Raw genomic sequence first — 16472 nt, forward strand, 5'->3', positions numbered from 1 at the left:
CGGGCGGTGGGGTGGTGTGTTGGGGGATGGGAGGGGGGGGGGGGGCGGGGTGGGGGGGGGGGGGGGGGGGGGGGGGGGGTGGGGGGGAGGGTGGGGTTCGGTGGTGGTCGGGGGGGGGAGGAGCGGGCGGCCGAGGACGGGTGGGGCGGTGGGTAGGGGTGGCGGGGTCAAGAACTGTGCGAGGCGGTGGGGGGGTAGGATCGACAAGGGGGGCCGTTACTGCCGTACGCTTGAGAAGAAACGGCCGAGCGAACAGCGCAAGCTCTCCCGCCGTCAACGCATCGCCCTGAACAAGAAAGTCACGCTTTCCGAGGCGAGGAACTATCAGAAGCAGAAGCGGAAGGTTGCCCGTATCCACGAGAAGATCGCCAACAAGCGTACCGACTTCCTGCACAAGGTATCGACCGAGATCGTCAAAAACCACGACGTCATCGGCATCGAGACCTTGCAGGTGAAGAACATGCAGAAGAATCGCAAGTTGAGCAAGGCCATCTCGGACGTCAGCTGGTCGGAGTTCTTCCGCATGCTGGAGTACAAGGCAGAATGGTACGGGAAGACTGTCGTCAAGGTCGGCAAGACCTTTGCTTCCAGTCAACTGTGCTCCAGTTGCGGACATCAACACAAAGACGTGAAACATCTTGGATTGCGTGAATGGACATGCCCGAGTTGCGGCATCCATCACGACCGTGATGTGAACGCAGGACTGAATCTCAAACAAGAAGCAGAACGCATTTTAGCTTCTTCAACCGTCGGAACGACGGGGTTAGCCTGATCAATTTTCGACCGTTAGGTCGCATAACTCAGGAATCCTCCACCTCTAAGTGAAGCGTAGGTGGAGGTAGTTCAATTCCACTCTCAGACGGCAAACGCGCTCATGACTATTTAGAAAGTCGTCAAAGTACCGGAAAGATTTTGTTAATCCCGACGGAATAACAGAAGTCTTAGAGTACTTGTTATCACTCCCTCACTTTAAAGTAGGGAGTTTTTTGATGTTTTCTTTTCTCAATGATTACAAACAGGAAACAGTTCCTTCTTTTAGCAATTCATTTGCTTAAGTAGTTGCATTCCTTCATAAAAAAGCGTAAAGTAAATCTCATCAAAACCAGAAACTCAAATTAGTTTTTAGTTTCAAGAAGGAGATCTGATTTATGTTTCGCTCAGAATGGAAAAAATTAAAAAGTCCGATGATGATTATCGTGATTCTTGCTCTTATCCTCGTTCCGTTTCTTTACAATTCGATCTTTTTATCTGCTTTCTGGGATCCGTACGGTCAGACAGAAAATATTAAAGTCGCCATTGTCAACGAAGATAAAGCAACGAAGTTTGAAGGCGAAAAAATTGATATCGGTGATCAGTTTATTAAAAAACTGAAAAAAAATGACGATTTTGATTGGCAATATCTTTCACGTAAAGAAGCTGCCAAACAACTTCGCTCAGGTGACATCTATATGACAGTCGTCATTCCAAAAAAGTTTTCGCACAATGCGACGACATTGCTGGACGATCATCCGAAAAAAATCGAACTGGAATATTATTTGAATCCAGCTAAAAACTATTCCGGTACGCAGATTTCCAGTGCTGCCGCCAAACAATTAAACGAAAAAATCCGTAAATCCGTAACAAAACAATACAGCAGTGCGATTTTTGGATCACTCAAAAAAATCGCCAAAGGACTTGAAGATGCCTCTGAAGGTTCAGCTAAACTCGAAGATGGCGCTAAAAAAACGACCGACGGTGCTAAGACACTTACAACAAATCTCGGTAAGTTAACCAATGGTACAAATGATTTATCGACAAACTTAACAAAAGCCGCGGACGGTTCCGTTCAGCTTTCAAGCGGTCTGAATACGTTAAGTGGTGGAACGCAGACACTGGCAGAGAAATCTAGTGAATTATCGAGCGGTCTCAACCAACTCGACGGCAACAGCGGGAAGTTAATTAAAGGTTCATCCGATTTACAGGCCGGATCAACTAAACTCCGCCAAGGTCTCGAGAGTGCATCTGCCGGGTCAACGGAACTCCGTCAAGGTCTCGAAAGTGCATCTGCCGGAACGACGGAACTCCGTCAAGGTCTCGAAACAGCTTCGGCCGGTGCATCGAAGCTCGACAATAACCTGCCGCAGTTCACGGCTGGTCTCGATCAACTGAACGCCCGGGCTCAAGAAGCCAATGCTTCTCTGGTAGCCGTCAATGACGCCGCTGATACATTAAAACAAGAATTAAGCACCCGCCGTGAGGCACTCGAAGCAAATGTCGCCAATATCAAGGCAGTCATCGCTTCGTCCGAGACATTAACGGAAGAAGAAAAAGGCGCCTTGTTGGAATCCATTGCAACGATGGAACAAAATGTCCAAAATTTAGCGCAGCAAGAATCTTCCCTTGATGCCAGTCTTGCTAAAGCCAATGATGCAACAGAAAAAATCAATCAGCTGGCGGTCGGTGGGCAAAATATTGCTTCTGCCGTTTCACAACTCGATGGTGGTTTAACACAGCTGCTTGATGGTTCAAAACGATTGGAACAAGGACAAACGAAACTACTTGCCGGTTCAAAACAATTAGAGCAAGGACAAACACAACTATTGACCGGTGCCAAAAGTCTGGAACAAGGACAAGGCACGCTCACTCAAGGTTTGACGGCCTATACAGACGGCGTGCATAAAGCAGCTGTCGGAAGTACCCAATTAACGGCTGGTGCACAGCAACTGGCAACTGGTGCGAACGATGCCAGTACAGCATCCGGTCAATTGACTTCTGGTCTCGGTCAGCTGTCAGACGGTGCCGTTGCCATTTCTTCCGGTGCCGGTCAACTGACGGATGGGGCTTCACGCTTGGCAGACGGAAACTCGAAACTTGCCGATGGTGCCAACACGCTAAAAACGGAACTCGGTAAAGGCGCGAAAGATGCGACTGTCAAACCATCAAATGATCGGGATAACATGCTCGCTGAGCCGGTCGTTTTAAAAGAACATGATTATTCGACCGTCAACAACTATGGCTCTGGTCTAGCGGCTTACATCCTCAGTATCGCGTTATTCGCCGGTGCCTTGATGTTCTCATCCGTCTACCAAATCCGTCCGGAACATGGTGAGACGTTGACATGGCGTTTCCTCGTCGGAAAGCTATCGCTTGTCTTACCAATCGGTGCTCTGCAAGGAATTGCTGCCTCGATCGCCATCGTCTACGTACTCGATGCCGACGTTGCAAGCACACCTGCTTTGTATGGCTTTGCTGCCTTGACCGGCATGACGTTCATCACGTTGTTATTCACGTTAACGATGCTTTTCGGTCGTGTCGGACAATTTAGTGCGTTCTTACTGTTGTTACTACAAATCGGTGGTAGTGGTGGTACGTTCCCGGTCGAAATGACGCCAAGCTTCTTCCAAGCGATTCACCGCTTCTTACCGATGACCTACTCGGTCACCGGCTTCCGAGAAGCACTTGGGATTGGCGTGACGGATACACTGATTTCAAACAGTCAGGTACTTGGTTTGATTCTGTTCTCTGCCCTTGCCATCACCTTCGCCGGTGCATTAGGCGCAAAACGGATTCTACTTTCGACGAAAGCGAGAACACGCCATGACACTGTCTGATAAGGAACATCTGATTTTAGATGCGGCAATGGCTTGTTTTTCTGAACTTGGTTATAAAGGAACAACTATTGAACGGATTGCTAAACGTGCTCATGTCGGTAAGCCGACCGTCTATCAACTATTCGAAAGTAAACTCGATTTATTTGAGACGTTAGTTACACGAGTCTTACAGGACATGAAGGCCGAAGCTGAGAATGCTTACGTCATGACAGCTTCTGTCGAAGAAAACAAACAGGCCATGATTGACGCCATCGTCAATCATCAACATGAACATTTGTTTATCTTACAAATCACACAAGAAACGCATACCTTAAAACTACAAGAGATGTTCGAATTACGGATGCGGATCGAGCAGCATATCGTCGAGTATATAAAGAACCTCCTCGAAACACGCTTAGAACTGGAACAACGTTCGCCGGAAATCCCCGTCGAAGTCACGGCCTTTTTGTTGTTCAAGACCTACGTCGCCTTGATTTCCGAATGGCCGTTGATTGGTCAACCACTTGATTTAAAAACAATCAGTCAAGCGATGTTAAAATTGTTATAATGAAACAGCCTCTCGGATAGACGAGAGGCTGTTTTCATGTAACGTTCATCTTACTCGAATGGAGTGTTTGGTTTGTCTCAATTAGTAGTCTTTACCCCGTTGTTCTTGCTCGTCCTATTGACGTACGTCATCATCTCACTAGTTGATATGTGGCGATCCTATACACGAACAAGTGCTTCGACCGACTTTGTCTTTTTCATCGTCACCTTAGTCTCACTGTTTGTCGGATTCGTCTTGTCACCGGTTCTATCCCTTGTCTTTCAGTGGAAACGCAGTCGTATCAAACGAATCATCGGGCTCATCATCGTCGGATTACCTTTCGTGCTGTTCTTAACGGATCGTTTTTTCTAATGCAGATACTTTTTAAGCCGAACGATCAGTGAAATTTTACACTGATCGTTTTTTCAATGTTTATGTTCTTCCGCCTAAAAAAAGTTTCCGCAACAATTCTTTTTCCGGCATAGCGGCAGCATGAAAGGCTTCGAGGTAGGGCTGATCGTCATACATGACTTCCATGACATCGATTTGCCATCCACCTTCTGTCTGTTCAACTAGCGCAAACGGAGCAATCGCTTCTGGCTGGCAGCCGAGCGCCCCCGGGTTCAAATAAGTGACACCTTTCGTCCGAACAAGTTGTTTCGGATGATGATGACCAAAACAAATCAGACTCGCCTGTTGTCCTTTAAACAACCCAGGCAACGTCTCTTCTGTCCCGTCGACAGTTGCTGCCAACGGTTCCTCTCCAATCGCCTTCGACTCATCGCGATATGCGTAATGCGTAAACAACACATCTTCTCCCGAAAATGTCTTTTTAATCGTTCGGGGAAGTTGCTCTAAAAAGTGTTGGTTTTCTGGCGTCAGTTGATCCGCTACCCATTGATGATGTGCTTTTGCATGACGGTAACTGTCTGGATAGGGTTGATCATGTAGTAACGCCAGTACATTTTCATCGTGATTTCCACTGATCGTCGTCATGCGGGGAGTCGATCGAACTAACTCAATCACTTCATTGGTTTGCGGACCGATTCCGATTAAATCCCCGAGACAGAAAATCTCTGAAACATTTTTCTCTTCGCTAATTTTTTTTAAGACAGCTTTAAGCGCTGTCGCATTGCCGTGAATATCTGTTATCACTGCAAATTTCATGTAACCGCCTCCAATGTTAGTTTAACGCCCTTTTTTCTTTCCCCTGATTTTGTGTAGAAAATTCATGAAAAATAAATTGTCAGAAAATATTGATTATTGTTTTCAGCCGTGTTAGGCTTAGAAAAATTCACGGAAAGGGGCACAACCTAATGTCTTCACACCAAACTGCAGGCCAACTGATTATTCTATACACGAGGGACTGAAACCTTTTCCGATTGATTTTCGGGATTGATTTTGGGCCCTCCTTTCGATGCATCGAATGAGGCGCCCGCAGGAATGATGGCGCCTATCCGATACCGGATAGGTTTTTTTAATGGCTAAACAAAAAAGAGAGAGGATGAGTGAGTTGAAGGAATATGCGATGGATCGAATGGTGAAAGTGTCTGCCGGGATGGCGAATGCCGTCTTGGTGACGTTAGGAGTAGGATTATTGATTGAAACGTTCGGCAACTTGTTACATATTGAGATGCTGTTGACGATTGGCGGTGTTGCCAAGGTCCTGCTCGCACCTGCTCTTGGAGCCGGCATCGCTTATCAACTTGGCGGGAATACACTTGTTTTATTCAGTGCCATGATTGCCGCAACGATTGGCGGAGCGGCACTTCAACCAACGGACGCCGGACTTGTCCTCGTGCCGGGTCAACCGATCAGTGCGTTGCTCGCAGCTGCTGTCGCTGTGTTCATCGGTAAACGGATGACAGGAAAAACCAAGTTTGACATGATGGTCATTCCAGTCAGTGCCGTCCTTGCGGGTGGTGTGACAGGAATCGCCGCTGCCGCTGTCACGACCCCGTTGTTAACACGATTTAGTGCTATGGTCACGACGTCTGTCGAAACTTCACCAATCGCGACATCCCTTGTCATTGCTCTTATCTTTAGCGTCTTATTGATGTCTCCCGCTTCATCCGCTGCACTCGCGATTGCCCTTCAACTCGATCCTGTCGCCAGTGCCGCTGCCTTGATTGGTTGTTCAGCCCAGTTCGTCGGGTTTACATTAATGGCCTATCGCCAAACTGATCCCGGTGGGTTAATTGCTTCCTTCTTTGTCACACCGAAGGTCCAGTTCCCGAATATCGTGAAGAATCCACGTCTCGTCGTCGCCCCATTCTTGGCGGCAATGATTTCCGCGCCAATTGCGACACTTGTTCTTTCATTAGAAGTTCCCTACGAATTAGCCGGTCTCGGGTTGAATTCGATGATTGCCCCACTCAATATCTTCGTCAATCAAGGATTTAATGCGTTCCTCGTCTTTTTTGCAACTGGAGTAGTGCTTCCGGGTATCTTGACTCTCGTCTTTTACCGGATGACGACAATGGCTGGTTGGACGAAGATGGGTGATCTTCGACTAGAAATTCAATGATGAGAGCTATCCGCTATTCCTTTCAATTTAATGAAGGAATAGCTTTTTTTATGCAAAAAAATCCCGTCCATCAAAAGATGAACGGGATTTCGGTATGATTCTGACTGGGCTCGAACCAGCGACCTCTACCCTGTCAAGGTAGCGCTCTCCCAGCTGAGCTACAGAATCATGATGATGTGTACTGGGTATATGTTTATTATAGCAACATATTGAAAACTGTAAAGGATTTTTTTGATTTTCTTTTTAATTTTTTTCTTGTTTGATGACAGTTCAGAGTTGCAGGCTTTTCTTCCGTCCTCTACTATGTAAATAAGCACATATAAAATAAAGGAGGGATACCCGTTGAATTTTTTAACCAGATTTAGTCTGAAGAACTCAGTTGCCGTATTCATCATTGCCATTCTTTTAATTTTAGGCGGCGTTTATTCGTTTACCCAGCTCAAAGTAGATCAATTTCCTGAGATTGAATTTCCCCAAATTTCAGTAGAAGCTGTTTATCCAGGCGCTTCGCCGGATGATGTCGACAAACAAGTCGTCTCTAAACTTGAAACTGCCCTAAAAGGAATCGAGGGCTCAACGAAGATTACGAGCTCAGCTTATGAAAGTATCGGGATCATCAACATCGAATTCCCATTCGATACCGACATGGATAAGGTCGAACAACAAATTGATGCGGCCATCCAAGATGCAAATCTTCCGGAAGAGGCAACTACGAAATTGAATCGTTTTTCGTTTGGTTCATTCCCGATCTATAACATTTCTTTCTTCAGCAAAGATGGGAAAGAGATTGATTCACTCTTAAAAGATGAAATCGAACCGGAACTCAACAAAATTCCGGGAATCAACAGTGTTTCAGTTGGTGGCTACAAGGATGACCTTGTCCAAATCACCGTTGATAACGAGAAAGCAACTGCTGCTGGTTTATCGTTATCAAGCATCAAAGAACAAATCAATGCCAAGTATGTTTCGTTCCCATCTGGTCAGCTCGCAGAAGGCGATTCAAAAATCCCGATTCGGGTCGAAGAAAAACTCGAGAACTTAGATAAATTAAAAAATCTCCAGTTGACTTCAACCGTCACATCGAGTCCTGCTACAGGTTCTCAATCAGGACCGCCTACAGGCGGCGCTCCGGAAACAGCTCCTGGCGCACCACCAGCAGAAGCTGAACAGCCGGCAGAACCAATCCGTCTCGGCGATATAGCAGAAATCGAAGCGGTTTCCGAGCAAAGCGAAAAAACACGCTACAACTTAAAAGATTCATTATCGATGGCCATCACGAAAAAACAAGATGCCAATACCGTCGAAATTGCAGATGGTGTCACAAAAATCCTGAATAAGTACGATGATCAGATTGATTATACGATCGGCATCGACTCTGCTAAAGACATCGAGGAATCTGTCGCCACCCTTGTAAAAGAAGGATTACTCGGTGCCCTGTTTGCATCTCTTGCCGTCCTTTTGTTCTTACGTAATATTCGGGCGACGATCATTGCCATCGTCTCGATTCCGCTGTCCCTTTTAATCGCAGCGATTTTCTTGAACTGGCAGGATATTTCGTTGAACATCATGACATTAGGCGGAATGGCAGTTGCCGTTGGTCGTGTCGTCGATGACAGTATCGTCGTCATTGAAAACATCTTCCGGCGTGTCCGCAAGTCAGATGCCGGTATGACGAACGAAATCATCGAACAATCAACAAAAGAAATCCTAAAAGCGATCACGTCTTCTACACTGACGACCGTCGTCGTCTTTTTACCAATCGGGTTTGTTGGTGGGATTACAGGTAAGTTCTTCTTACCATTCGCCTTGACGATTATCTTCTCGTTACTTGCTTCGCTTCTCGTCGCCATTACCATCGTGCCGATCTTAGCGAAATTCGCCTTCAAAAAGGTACCTGCTGAAGAAAAAGAAGGTGTCTTACAACGTTGGTATGGAAAACTGATTGAAAAATCACTATCGCATAAAGCGATTATCCTGGTCGTTTCCTTCTTATTGCTTGGTGGTTCACTTGCGATCGTACCGCAACTCGGCTTTACGTTCATTCCCAACGAAGCCTCTAAAACCTTGACGGCTTCGCTCGAACTTCCTGCTGCGACTTCGCTTGAGAAAACAAGTGCTGTTTCGCTCAACATGGAAAAAATGTTTGATGAGGAAACTGCGATTGCCGATGTGACAACCTCAGTTGGCGCACGTGATTTCACGACAGGCTTACGTCTTGATAACAAAGCGAGTTATTTCTTGAATCTAAAAGACGGCGCTGATGTCGAAAAGACGATTAAATCTCTTGAAACACAGATGGAAGATATCGCGAAAGAAGACGATGTCGATGTCAAAATCAGTATCGCTGAACTTTCGACCGGTGGTCCGCCATCAAACAATAATGTGGATGTTGATTTATTCTCAACGGATCTCGAAGCTCTGCAACAAGCAGCGAAACTCGTCGAAGACAACATGAACAAAAACAACGATTTAAAATATGTCACAAATAACTTCAGCGAAAAACAGAAACAGTTCCTCGTCGAAATTGATTCTGAAAAAGCAAGTAATCGTGGTTTATCCGGCTTCCAAATTCTCGGTACAGTGAATGACCAGACTAAACCAGTCACAGTCGGCACCCTGAACCTCGATGACAAGGATCAAGATGTCCAATTATCCTACAAAGAAGATTTGACATCTAAAGCAGATCTTGAGAATGTCCAATTGTTCTCTGCTACTGGTCCTGTCGCCTTGAACGATGTCGCGACGGTCAATGAAGTCGATACGTTTACGTCGGTTCAAAAATTAGACGGAAAAGTGTACGCCCGTGTATCCGGACAAGTAAAAGGTGATGACGTTCAAGCCATTTCGAGTGACGTCAAAGCAGAAGTCGAAAAAATCGACTTGCCTGAAGGCGTTTCTCTAACGAGTGGTGGCGGAAATGATGATACGATCGAAATCTTCCAGTCACTCGGAATTGCGATCGTTGTTGCAATCGGACTGGTCTACTTGACGATGTTGATCACGTTCGGAAAAGCACGGATTCCGTTCATCATCTTGTCGTCCTTGATCTTCGTTCCAATCGGTTCACTCGTCACACTGTTCTTAGCAAATGAACCATTATCCGTCAGTGTCATGATCGGGTTCTTAATGCTCATCGGAATCGTCACAACCAATGCGATTGTACTCGTCGACCGGATTGGTCAAAACGTCACGCGTGGTCTACCAATTCGTGAGTCCTTGATCGAAGCCGGTAAGACACGACTTCGTCCAATCTTGATGACAGCATTCGCAACCATCATGGCCCTTGTTCCGCTCGCACTCACGACGTCATCCGGAACATTGATTTCAAAAGGTCTTGCCTTGACGGTTATTGGTGGATTAACGACCTCAACTCTCTTGACGTTAATCATCGTTCCTGTCGTCTACGAACTATTTTTCTTCAAAAAAGTGAAAAAAGAACGTCAGTCCTAACAAAAGAATCCTTCTCTCATGTCAAATGAGAGAAGGATTCTTTTGCTTATTTTTCAAGTAATTCATCTGTCCGATCGATGGTTCCATTATGTTTAGCAACAAGACCGTCGAGAACAGAAGGTTCAAACTCTTCCCCAATCGCAATGATTCCCGTTTTTCCCGGTGGAATGACACCGAGCGTCCGCTTAAACGTTTCCTGGATGGCTTGATTCTCTTTTAAGTCCTTTGAGCCGCCAATCAGCATCCCTGTCATCGAGCCTAACAAAATCCCGAACGGCCCTCCGAGAATCCCGACGGCCATACCGATCAAGGAACCTTTAAACGCTTTATTGGAACCACTTAAGTCGATTGCATCTTCAAACGAAAAGGCCCCGTTCTCACTTCGTTTAATGACGGCGATTTGCTCAAAATCAACTTGACCATTCGCATGGTACTTCTTGAGTTCGCTGAACACTTGGTACGATGTCGCTTCTTCATCAAATGTAAAGGTAATGATATGATGCTTTTCGTCTTTTTTAGCCACAGCTTCCACCTCTTTCAAGAAGACAGACCGCAACCGCTGCACGATGAATGACACACCAATTATTTACCATTTGATGACGGAAATGAAACCTCTTAAGGGAGCATCGGTTTTCCCGGCGCCAACTGATAATATTCTTCCATCGTCAAGCCGCTTACTTTTAATTGTGCTGCAAGCGTCGCGCCGACGTAACGAAAATGCCAGCTTTCGTACGTATAACCGGTCCAAGCTTCTTTGCCGAGCGGGTACCGGAGATGGAATCCATAGCGGTGCGCATTGGCTGCCAACCATTTCGCTTCTTTGGTACTCGAAAAGCTAAACTTGGCATATTTCGAAGCATCTGCTCCTCCGATATCAAACCCGAGTCCTGTCTGATGTTCACTTTCACCTGGTTGCGCGCTGTACGTACTTGCTTTTTCAAAACCATCTCGGGCGACATATTTTTCAAACAGTGCTTTTTGGTACGCATAGGAACGATAGGTACTGAACGCAACAAGCGTCACCTTTTCTTTTTTAGCAGCAAGCCTCATTTTTTCAAACGCAGCCCGTGCGACGGTACTTTCACCCGGTGCATATGACGACCGGAGCGGATGATTCGGATTAACAATCAATGTCTTTCCGATCCGCTTTCCTCCGATTTGTTGATCAGTTAACAAAAATTTTGTACTCGCGTACCCTGTCTTCGTTCCATAACGGACTTTTGACCAGGTTCCGAGTCTGCTTAATTCGCTAATATAGAAGCCTGTCGGAATTACAGTGGTAATCGCTTTTTCTGTCGATGCACCGGTTCGAAGGTTAAGTGGTGTTTTTGCTTGACGGTAGGTCGAAGCTTCTGCCGCTACTGAAAAATTGACGGTCAACGTGACGGTTGCCAATAGAACAAGTAACGGTTTTTTGATGTTTTTCATACGTCTCGTAACTCCTTTTTCCAAAACAGGGTAATTAATCTTTGATTTTAGAATAGCATTCATTTTAAGACACAACCATTTTTTGTCCATCGTGTAACAAAAATGATTTAATTCCCTATTTTCATCAAATGAATCTGTTTTAAATGATTGAATCTTGTTTTGTTCGGGTAAATATCGTGTGTATGCGTTTTCTTTAAATAATGATTGTATTCAGTCAGGGGCGAATCTACATGACCATTTTGGATGATGCCTTCATCGCCGTGTCTCTTCTTTGGTTACTCGAATTATTTTTGTTTCGAAACCGTGAGAAGGAACCATCTCCACTTGAAGAACGACGAAGTTTTTATCTCATTTTAGCTACTTTGATCGTCACCATTCTGTTATCCGTTCTTTTTAGCAGTTCAAAAGCACTTCTCTTCCAAAAGCTACTAGGTCTTTTCTTATTAAGCAGTGGTGTCCTCTTACGTTACTGGGGCATCTATCATCTAAAACATCAGTTCACACGTCATGTCGCCGTCAATCCTGGAGATCAACTTGTCAGTAGCGGTCCCTATCGTGTCCTGCGCCATCCACTCTACACAGGTCTGTTGTTCATCACACTGGGTTTCCCTCTGTATTTCGGAAATCTAATTTTAACGGTATTCGCCGGAATCATCATGTTTTTCGCCTTACTTCATCGAATTCGAATCGAGGAACAACTTTTAACAAAAGGATTTGGTTCGGTTTATACGGAGTGGGCCAGCGCTAGAAAACGATTGATTCCGTTTATCTACTAAGACATAAGGAGATGTGATTTTTTTGAAGAAACAAGCAGTTGTCATTGGAGCAGGGTTAGCAGGTATGTCAGCAGCAATTCGTCTCGCAGGAGATGGTTATGAGGTCACGATGCTTGAACAAAACGGAAATGTCGGCGGCAAATTGAACCAACGCAGTGGTCATGGATTTACATTTGATACGGGTCCTTCCATCCTGACGATGCCTTGGGTACTCGAACAACTCTTCACAAGTGTTCACCGCCGTCTCGATGACTATTTAGAAATCGAACGCATTGAACCACAATGGCGGACATTTTTCGAAGACGGGACACAGCTCGACGTCAAAGGTGATCTTCCAGGTATGTTGGAAGAATTCAAGAAAGTCTCCGATCAAGCAGATTTCGTCGAACTGTTCAGTTATTCGAAAAAAATGTACGATCTTTGTTTAGATAGCTTCTATAAGTACAGTCTCGAAGACTTAAAAGACTTAAAAAAATATCATACGATGTCTGAATTACTTAAGATGGATCCACTCAATACGGTAGCGAGCGGAACTAAAAAACACCTGAATAATAAATACCTCGAACAGCTGTTCAATTATATGGTCATGTATGTCGGATCTAATCCATATGAAGCCCCTGCCGTCTTCAACCAAATGATTTATGTTCAGATGGGCCTCGGTATTTATTACGTAAAAGGTGGTATGTACAATATCGCCCGTGCCATGAAGACGGTTCTTGATGAACTTCGTGTGACGGTACATGTCAATACACCTGTTGCACGAGTCGTCACGGAAGGTAAACGTGCGATTGGTGTAGAAACGACAGAGGGTGTCTTTTATCCCGCAGACGTCGTCGTCTCGAACCTTGAAGTCATTCCGACGTACCAAAACCTTGTCGCAGACAAAAAAGGACCCAAACATGCTAAAAAACTAAATCAGTCGTTTGTTCCATCTGTCTCGGGACTTGTTTTGTTACTTGGGGTCAATCGGGAATACAAAGACTTGAAACATCATAACTTCTTCTTCTCTGATGATCCCGAGCGTGAATTTGCCCAGATGTTCAAAGAAGGTGTTCCACCGGAGGATCCAACGATTTATGTCGGTGTCTCATCCAAATCGGATTCTTCTCAAGCACCTGAAGGAAAGGATAATCTATTTGTCCTGACTCACGTGCCGCCACTGACGAAACAAGATGGGCAAACCGACTGGGACGCGTATCGTGAAGTCGTCCTGGATAAATTGGAGAGAATGGGGTTAACCGATTTACGCGAATCGATCGAATTTGAGTATCGTTTCACACCAGAAGATTTGAAATCACTTTATGGTCCAAACGGCGGATCGATTTATGGCGTAGCGGCCGACCGCAAAAAGAACGGTGGCTTCAAGATTCCATCGAAAAGTGATCTTTACGAGGGGCTTTACTTTGTCGGCGGTTCAACGCACCCAGGCGGTGGTGTCCCGATGGTCACATTGTCCGGACAGCTGACAGCTGACTTAATCCAAAAACATGAAAATCCAGTAAAAGCATAATCAAAAACAGGAGACCGGCCCTTCACACAAGGGTTGGTCTCCTGTTTTCAGTAGGAACGCTGGATGATTTCTTCAATCTGATGACATTCGCCGTTTTTAAACACCATACGATAAACCGCCGGCATCTCTAACGTTTTCCAAAAGTCATAATCGTATACCGGGTCAAAAAACTGCATCAACAATACCATGATGTTCCCGTGTGTGCCGATCACGACCGTTTCATTTTCGTGTCTCGTCAAGATCTGCCGAATCCCTTGAACGATACGTTGTTTCGCCTCTTCATTGGTTTCACCGCCGTATGGGTTTTCGGTTGGGTGTTCCCAGACGAACTGGACGGCATGTTGAAAATCTTCAAGTTCTCCTGGCGCCAAGACGCGTTCTCGGAAATCAGCTGCTTCATGAATCGTCAACTCACGTTGTTCCGCTAATGGTTGAACGGTCTCAATTGCCCGCTGGTAAGGGCTCGCATAGATGTAGTCCATTTTGATTTCCCAAAATAGCGAAAGCAGCTGTTTCGCATCAACCATTCCCCGTTCAGATAACGGGCGTGTTTCTTCCTCTGCCGAATACGTCGAATGGGCGTGGCGGACTAGATAAATTATTGTCATACGGGACTCCTTCTCAAACCTCTGTCGTCCGCTCGAGCAATCGGTATCCGAATGTGGGAATCGATTGTCCGCGGTTCAATCAATTGATCCTCTCCCCAAAACGACATGACGAGTTGTTCTCTTGATAAGATTCTGTTTTTCGAAGCTAACAGTTTCCCTAAAAGCTGAAATTCCATTTTCGTCAGCATTTTTTTTGCTGATCAAAGGTACACTGATACGAAGTAGGAACGTAGTACAGTCCTTGAAATGTTTCACTTTCATTTTTGACTCGATCAATCAATAATTCGATCCGCGCCAGTGATTCTCCTTCATGAATCGGTTTTGCGACATAGTCATCCGCCCCTACTTCATGTCCCCGTAAAATATCTTCCTTTTGATTTCGAGCCGTCACCATGATGATCGGAAAATCAGCTGACTGTCGTATTTTTCGACACAATGTCCATCCGTCCATTTCAGGCATCATGACATCGAGTAATGCCAAGTCGATTGGTACTGTTCAGACAAGTTCAAGTGCTTTTTCCGCAGAATCGACCAAGTAACACGTGTGCCCGCGAGGTGTCAGATACAACTTCATCAACTGCAACATCCGCTGTTCATCGTCGACGATTAATATACGTGCCATCTCTTCACCCCTTCCATTGGACCGTCACAATCGTTCCGGCATTCGGTTCACTTTTTATATCGAGTAGCGCATCGTGCGCTTGAACGATCGCTGTCGCAATTGTTAATCCGAGACCAGATCCTCCGTGACTTCTTGAACGTGATGGCTCGCTCCGATACAACCGTTTTTTCACATGCGGTAATGCTTCTTCAGCAATCCCGATTCCTGTATCCCTAATTGCAAAATACGGTCCGATATCGTTTGTTCCGTACCGCACTTCAATTTCACCAGCTTCTGTATACTTCCGTGCATTGTCCAGCAGATTCAAAATGACTTGACCAAGTCGGATTTCGTCTCCTGTCACCGACACAGGATGACCGGAAACAACAAACTGAAGTCCTTTTTCTTCGATGGCAGGTCTTGTTTTTTCAGCAATCGATAAGATGACCTGATCAAGAGCAAGCGGTAACCGTTTTACTACAAATTCATTTTCATCTGACCGAGCCAGTAACATCAACTGTTCAATCAATTGGCTCAGATGCTCACTTTCTTCTTTGATGATTGACAGGTACATGGTCTTTTCGGATTCCAATAAATTCGGACGACTTAATATATCAGCATATCCTTTTACGTACGTCAGTGGTGTTCGCAATTCATGTGAAATATGGGCCAAAAATTCTGTTCGTTCTCGGTTTACATAATCCAGATCCTTTGCTAACTGTGTGATGGATCTTGCCAATGCACCGAGTTCATCGGAACGGTTGATTGGCAAATCCACTTCGAGATCTCCGTCTCTCAATTTTGCAGTCGCTCGTTCCATTTTGATGAGTGGTCTTGAAATCAGTCGTGTACATATCGCTACGGTGACCAGTGATAAGAAGACTGCGATGATACCAACTTGAATAAACTGTTGTCTTAATGGTTTGACGACTTGTTGAATCAAAGTTTCTGGTGCAAACATAAACACATGTCCTTGATGAACACCCGAGATTTCAATCGGACTATCCGTCATCAAAAAATCCCCTTGTTCCGTTGGTGTTTGGAGGACCATGTCTTTTCGTTGATCCTTAAATTCAGTATGCGTCAATTCTTTTTTCATTTCTTCTGTTAAACGATTCGAAGCGTTCAAGATGTTCCCTTTTTCGTCGGTAATGACGACGGAAAATTCAGAAGCGGATTCCATCAGGCTGACGTGTTCGATTGTTTCTTGGTTAAATGATTCTTCCAAAACGTCACGATGCGTATTTCCACGGTTCAGCAAGCCCAATATCACTTCATCCGTGCGTTGATTCACGAGATTCAAATATAACGTACTAAACAGAACACTTCCGATAAGAAGTATCGCCGTTAACACGAGTAAGCCGATGTAATGAGAAATGTGTTTCATGTCACCACTCCTTGTCTTCCCAGAAATAAGTTTGAACTACTCGGCACTAAAGTACCGAGATTCCTGAGT

At 45.3% G+C, this 16472-nt stretch carries 15 protein-coding genes, 1 tRNA gene and 1 pseudogene; 8 read left to right on the forward strand and 9 right to left on the reverse strand.

Annotated elements, in window-relative coordinates; genetic code table 11:
• Positions 1–130 precede the first annotated feature (130 nt).
• The 4 genes and pseudogenes from BLD48_RS12625 to BLD48_RS12640 all read left to right on the forward strand — a co-directional run.
• A pseudogene (locus tag BLD48_RS12625) lies at positions 131–772 on the forward strand (RNA-guided endonuclease TnpB family protein); the annotation flags it as partial.
• A gap of 376 nt (positions 773–1148) precedes the next feature.
• Positions 1149–3590, forward strand: a complete 2442-nt coding sequence (locus tag BLD48_RS12630) for a YhgE/Pip domain-containing protein (protein ID WP_071500527.1) — start codon at positions 1149–1151, stop codon at positions 3588–3590.
• Positions 3577–4137 (forward strand): TetR/AcrR family transcriptional regulator, encoded by a 561-nt coding sequence (locus BLD48_RS12635; protein WP_071500528.1) that lies wholly within the window; start codon positions 3577–3579, stop codon positions 4135–4137. The genes BLD48_RS12630 and BLD48_RS12635 overlap by 14 nt, the downstream gene beginning before the upstream one ends.
• 72 nt (positions 4138–4209) lie before the next feature.
• Positions 4210–4488, forward strand: coding sequence for a hypothetical protein (locus tag BLD48_RS12640; protein WP_026830879.1), 279 nt, complete (start codon positions 4210–4212; stop codon positions 4486–4488).
• 60 nt (positions 4489–4548) lie between these two features.
• On the opposite strand, the gene BLD48_RS12645 is transcribed toward BLD48_RS12640, so the two are convergent.
• Positions 4549–5283, reverse strand: a complete 735-nt coding sequence (locus BLD48_RS12645; RefSeq protein ID WP_071500529.1) for a metallophosphoesterase family protein — start codon at positions 5281–5283, stop codon at positions 4549–4551.
• A gap of 337 nt (positions 5284–5620) precedes the next feature.
• On the opposite strand from BLD48_RS12645, the gene BLD48_RS12650 reads away from it, so the two are divergent.
• Positions 5621–6643 (forward strand): PTS sugar transporter subunit IIC, encoded by a 1023-nt coding sequence (locus BLD48_RS12650; protein ID WP_071500530.1) that lies wholly within the window; start codon positions 5621–5623, stop codon positions 6641–6643.
• 95 nt (positions 6644–6738) lie between these two features.
• On the opposite strand, the gene BLD48_RS12655 is transcribed toward BLD48_RS12650, so the two are convergent.
• Positions 6739–6811, reverse strand: a tRNA-Val gene (locus BLD48_RS12655).
• A 174-nt stretch (positions 6812–6985) separates the two neighbouring features.
• On the opposite strand from BLD48_RS12655, the gene BLD48_RS12660 reads away from it, so the two are divergent.
• On the forward strand, positions 6986–10093 hold the full coding sequence (locus BLD48_RS12660) for an efflux RND transporter permease subunit (RefSeq protein WP_071500531.1): 3108 nt from the start codon (positions 6986–6988) through the stop codon (positions 10091–10093).
• A gap of 46 nt (positions 10094–10139) precedes the next feature.
• Here the strand turns inward: BLD48_RS12660 and BLD48_RS12665 are convergent, their stop codons facing one another.
• Both BLD48_RS12665 and BLD48_RS12670 read right to left on the reverse strand, forming a co-directional pair.
• Entirely contained in the window at positions 10140–10616 is a 477-nt protein-coding gene (locus tag BLD48_RS12665) for a hypothetical protein (RefSeq protein ID WP_071500532.1), read from the reverse strand.
• A 92-nt stretch (positions 10617–10708) separates the two neighbouring features.
• Positions 10709–11521 carry a D-alanyl-D-alanine carboxypeptidase family protein gene (locus BLD48_RS12670; RefSeq protein WP_071500533.1) on the reverse strand — a complete coding sequence of 271 codons (813 nt, stop codon included), beginning with the start codon at positions 11519–11521 and terminating at the stop codon, positions 10709–10711.
• 200 nt (positions 11522–11721) lie between these two features.
• Here BLD48_RS12670 and BLD48_RS12675 point away from each other — a divergent pair, with 200 nt between their 5' ends.
• Together BLD48_RS12675 and BLD48_RS12680 are read left to right on the forward strand one after the other, a co-directional pair.
• Complete coding sequence (locus tag BLD48_RS12675; protein WP_304456957.1) at positions 11722–12297, forward strand: methyltransferase family protein; 576 nt, start codon at positions 11722–11724, stop codon at positions 12295–12297.
• Positions 12298–12319: 22 nt separating this feature from the next.
• Positions 12320–13807: a phytoene desaturase family protein gene (locus BLD48_RS12680; protein ID WP_071500535.1), complete on the forward strand. Its 1488-nt coding sequence runs from the start codon at positions 12320–12322 to the stop codon at positions 13805–13807.
• Positions 13808–13854: 47 nt separating this feature from the next.
• Here BLD48_RS12680 and BLD48_RS12685 read toward each other — a convergent pair whose 3' ends face one another.
• The 5 genes from BLD48_RS12685 to BLD48_RS12695 are packed head-to-tail and all read right to left on the reverse strand — an operon-like array spanning position 13855 to position 16403.
• Positions 13855–14415, reverse strand: coding sequence for a histidine phosphatase family protein (locus BLD48_RS12685; protein WP_071500536.1), 561 nt, complete (start codon positions 14413–14415; stop codon positions 13855–13857).
• A complete protein-coding gene (locus BLD48_RS16530; protein ID WP_369825796.1) occupies positions 14412–14603 on the reverse strand; it encodes a winged helix-turn-helix domain-containing protein in 192 nt (63 codons plus the stop codon). Before BLD48_RS16530 ends, BLD48_RS12685 begins: the two co-directional genes overlap by 4 nt.
• Positions 14597–14866 (reverse strand): response regulator transcription factor, encoded by a 270-nt coding sequence (locus BLD48_RS16535; protein ID WP_236630025.1) that lies wholly within the window; start codon positions 14864–14866, stop codon positions 14597–14599. The genes BLD48_RS16530 and BLD48_RS16535 overlap by 7 nt, the downstream gene beginning before the upstream one ends.
• A gap of 45 nt (positions 14867–14911) precedes the next feature.
• Positions 14912–15037, reverse strand: a complete 126-nt coding sequence (locus tag BLD48_RS16615; protein WP_255366258.1) for a hypothetical protein — start codon at positions 15035–15037, stop codon at positions 14912–14914.
• Positions 15038–15041: 4 nt separating this feature from the next.
• Entirely contained in the window at positions 15042–16403 is a 1362-nt protein-coding gene (locus BLD48_RS12695) for a sensor histidine kinase (RefSeq protein ID WP_071500537.1), read from the reverse strand.
• Positions 16404–16472 lie beyond the last annotated feature (69 nt).

This window comes from Exiguobacterium sp. KRL4, assembly GCF_001870785.1.
In the GTDB taxonomy this organism is placed as follows: domain Bacteria; phylum Bacillota; class Bacilli; order Exiguobacteriales; family Exiguobacteriaceae; genus Exiguobacterium_A.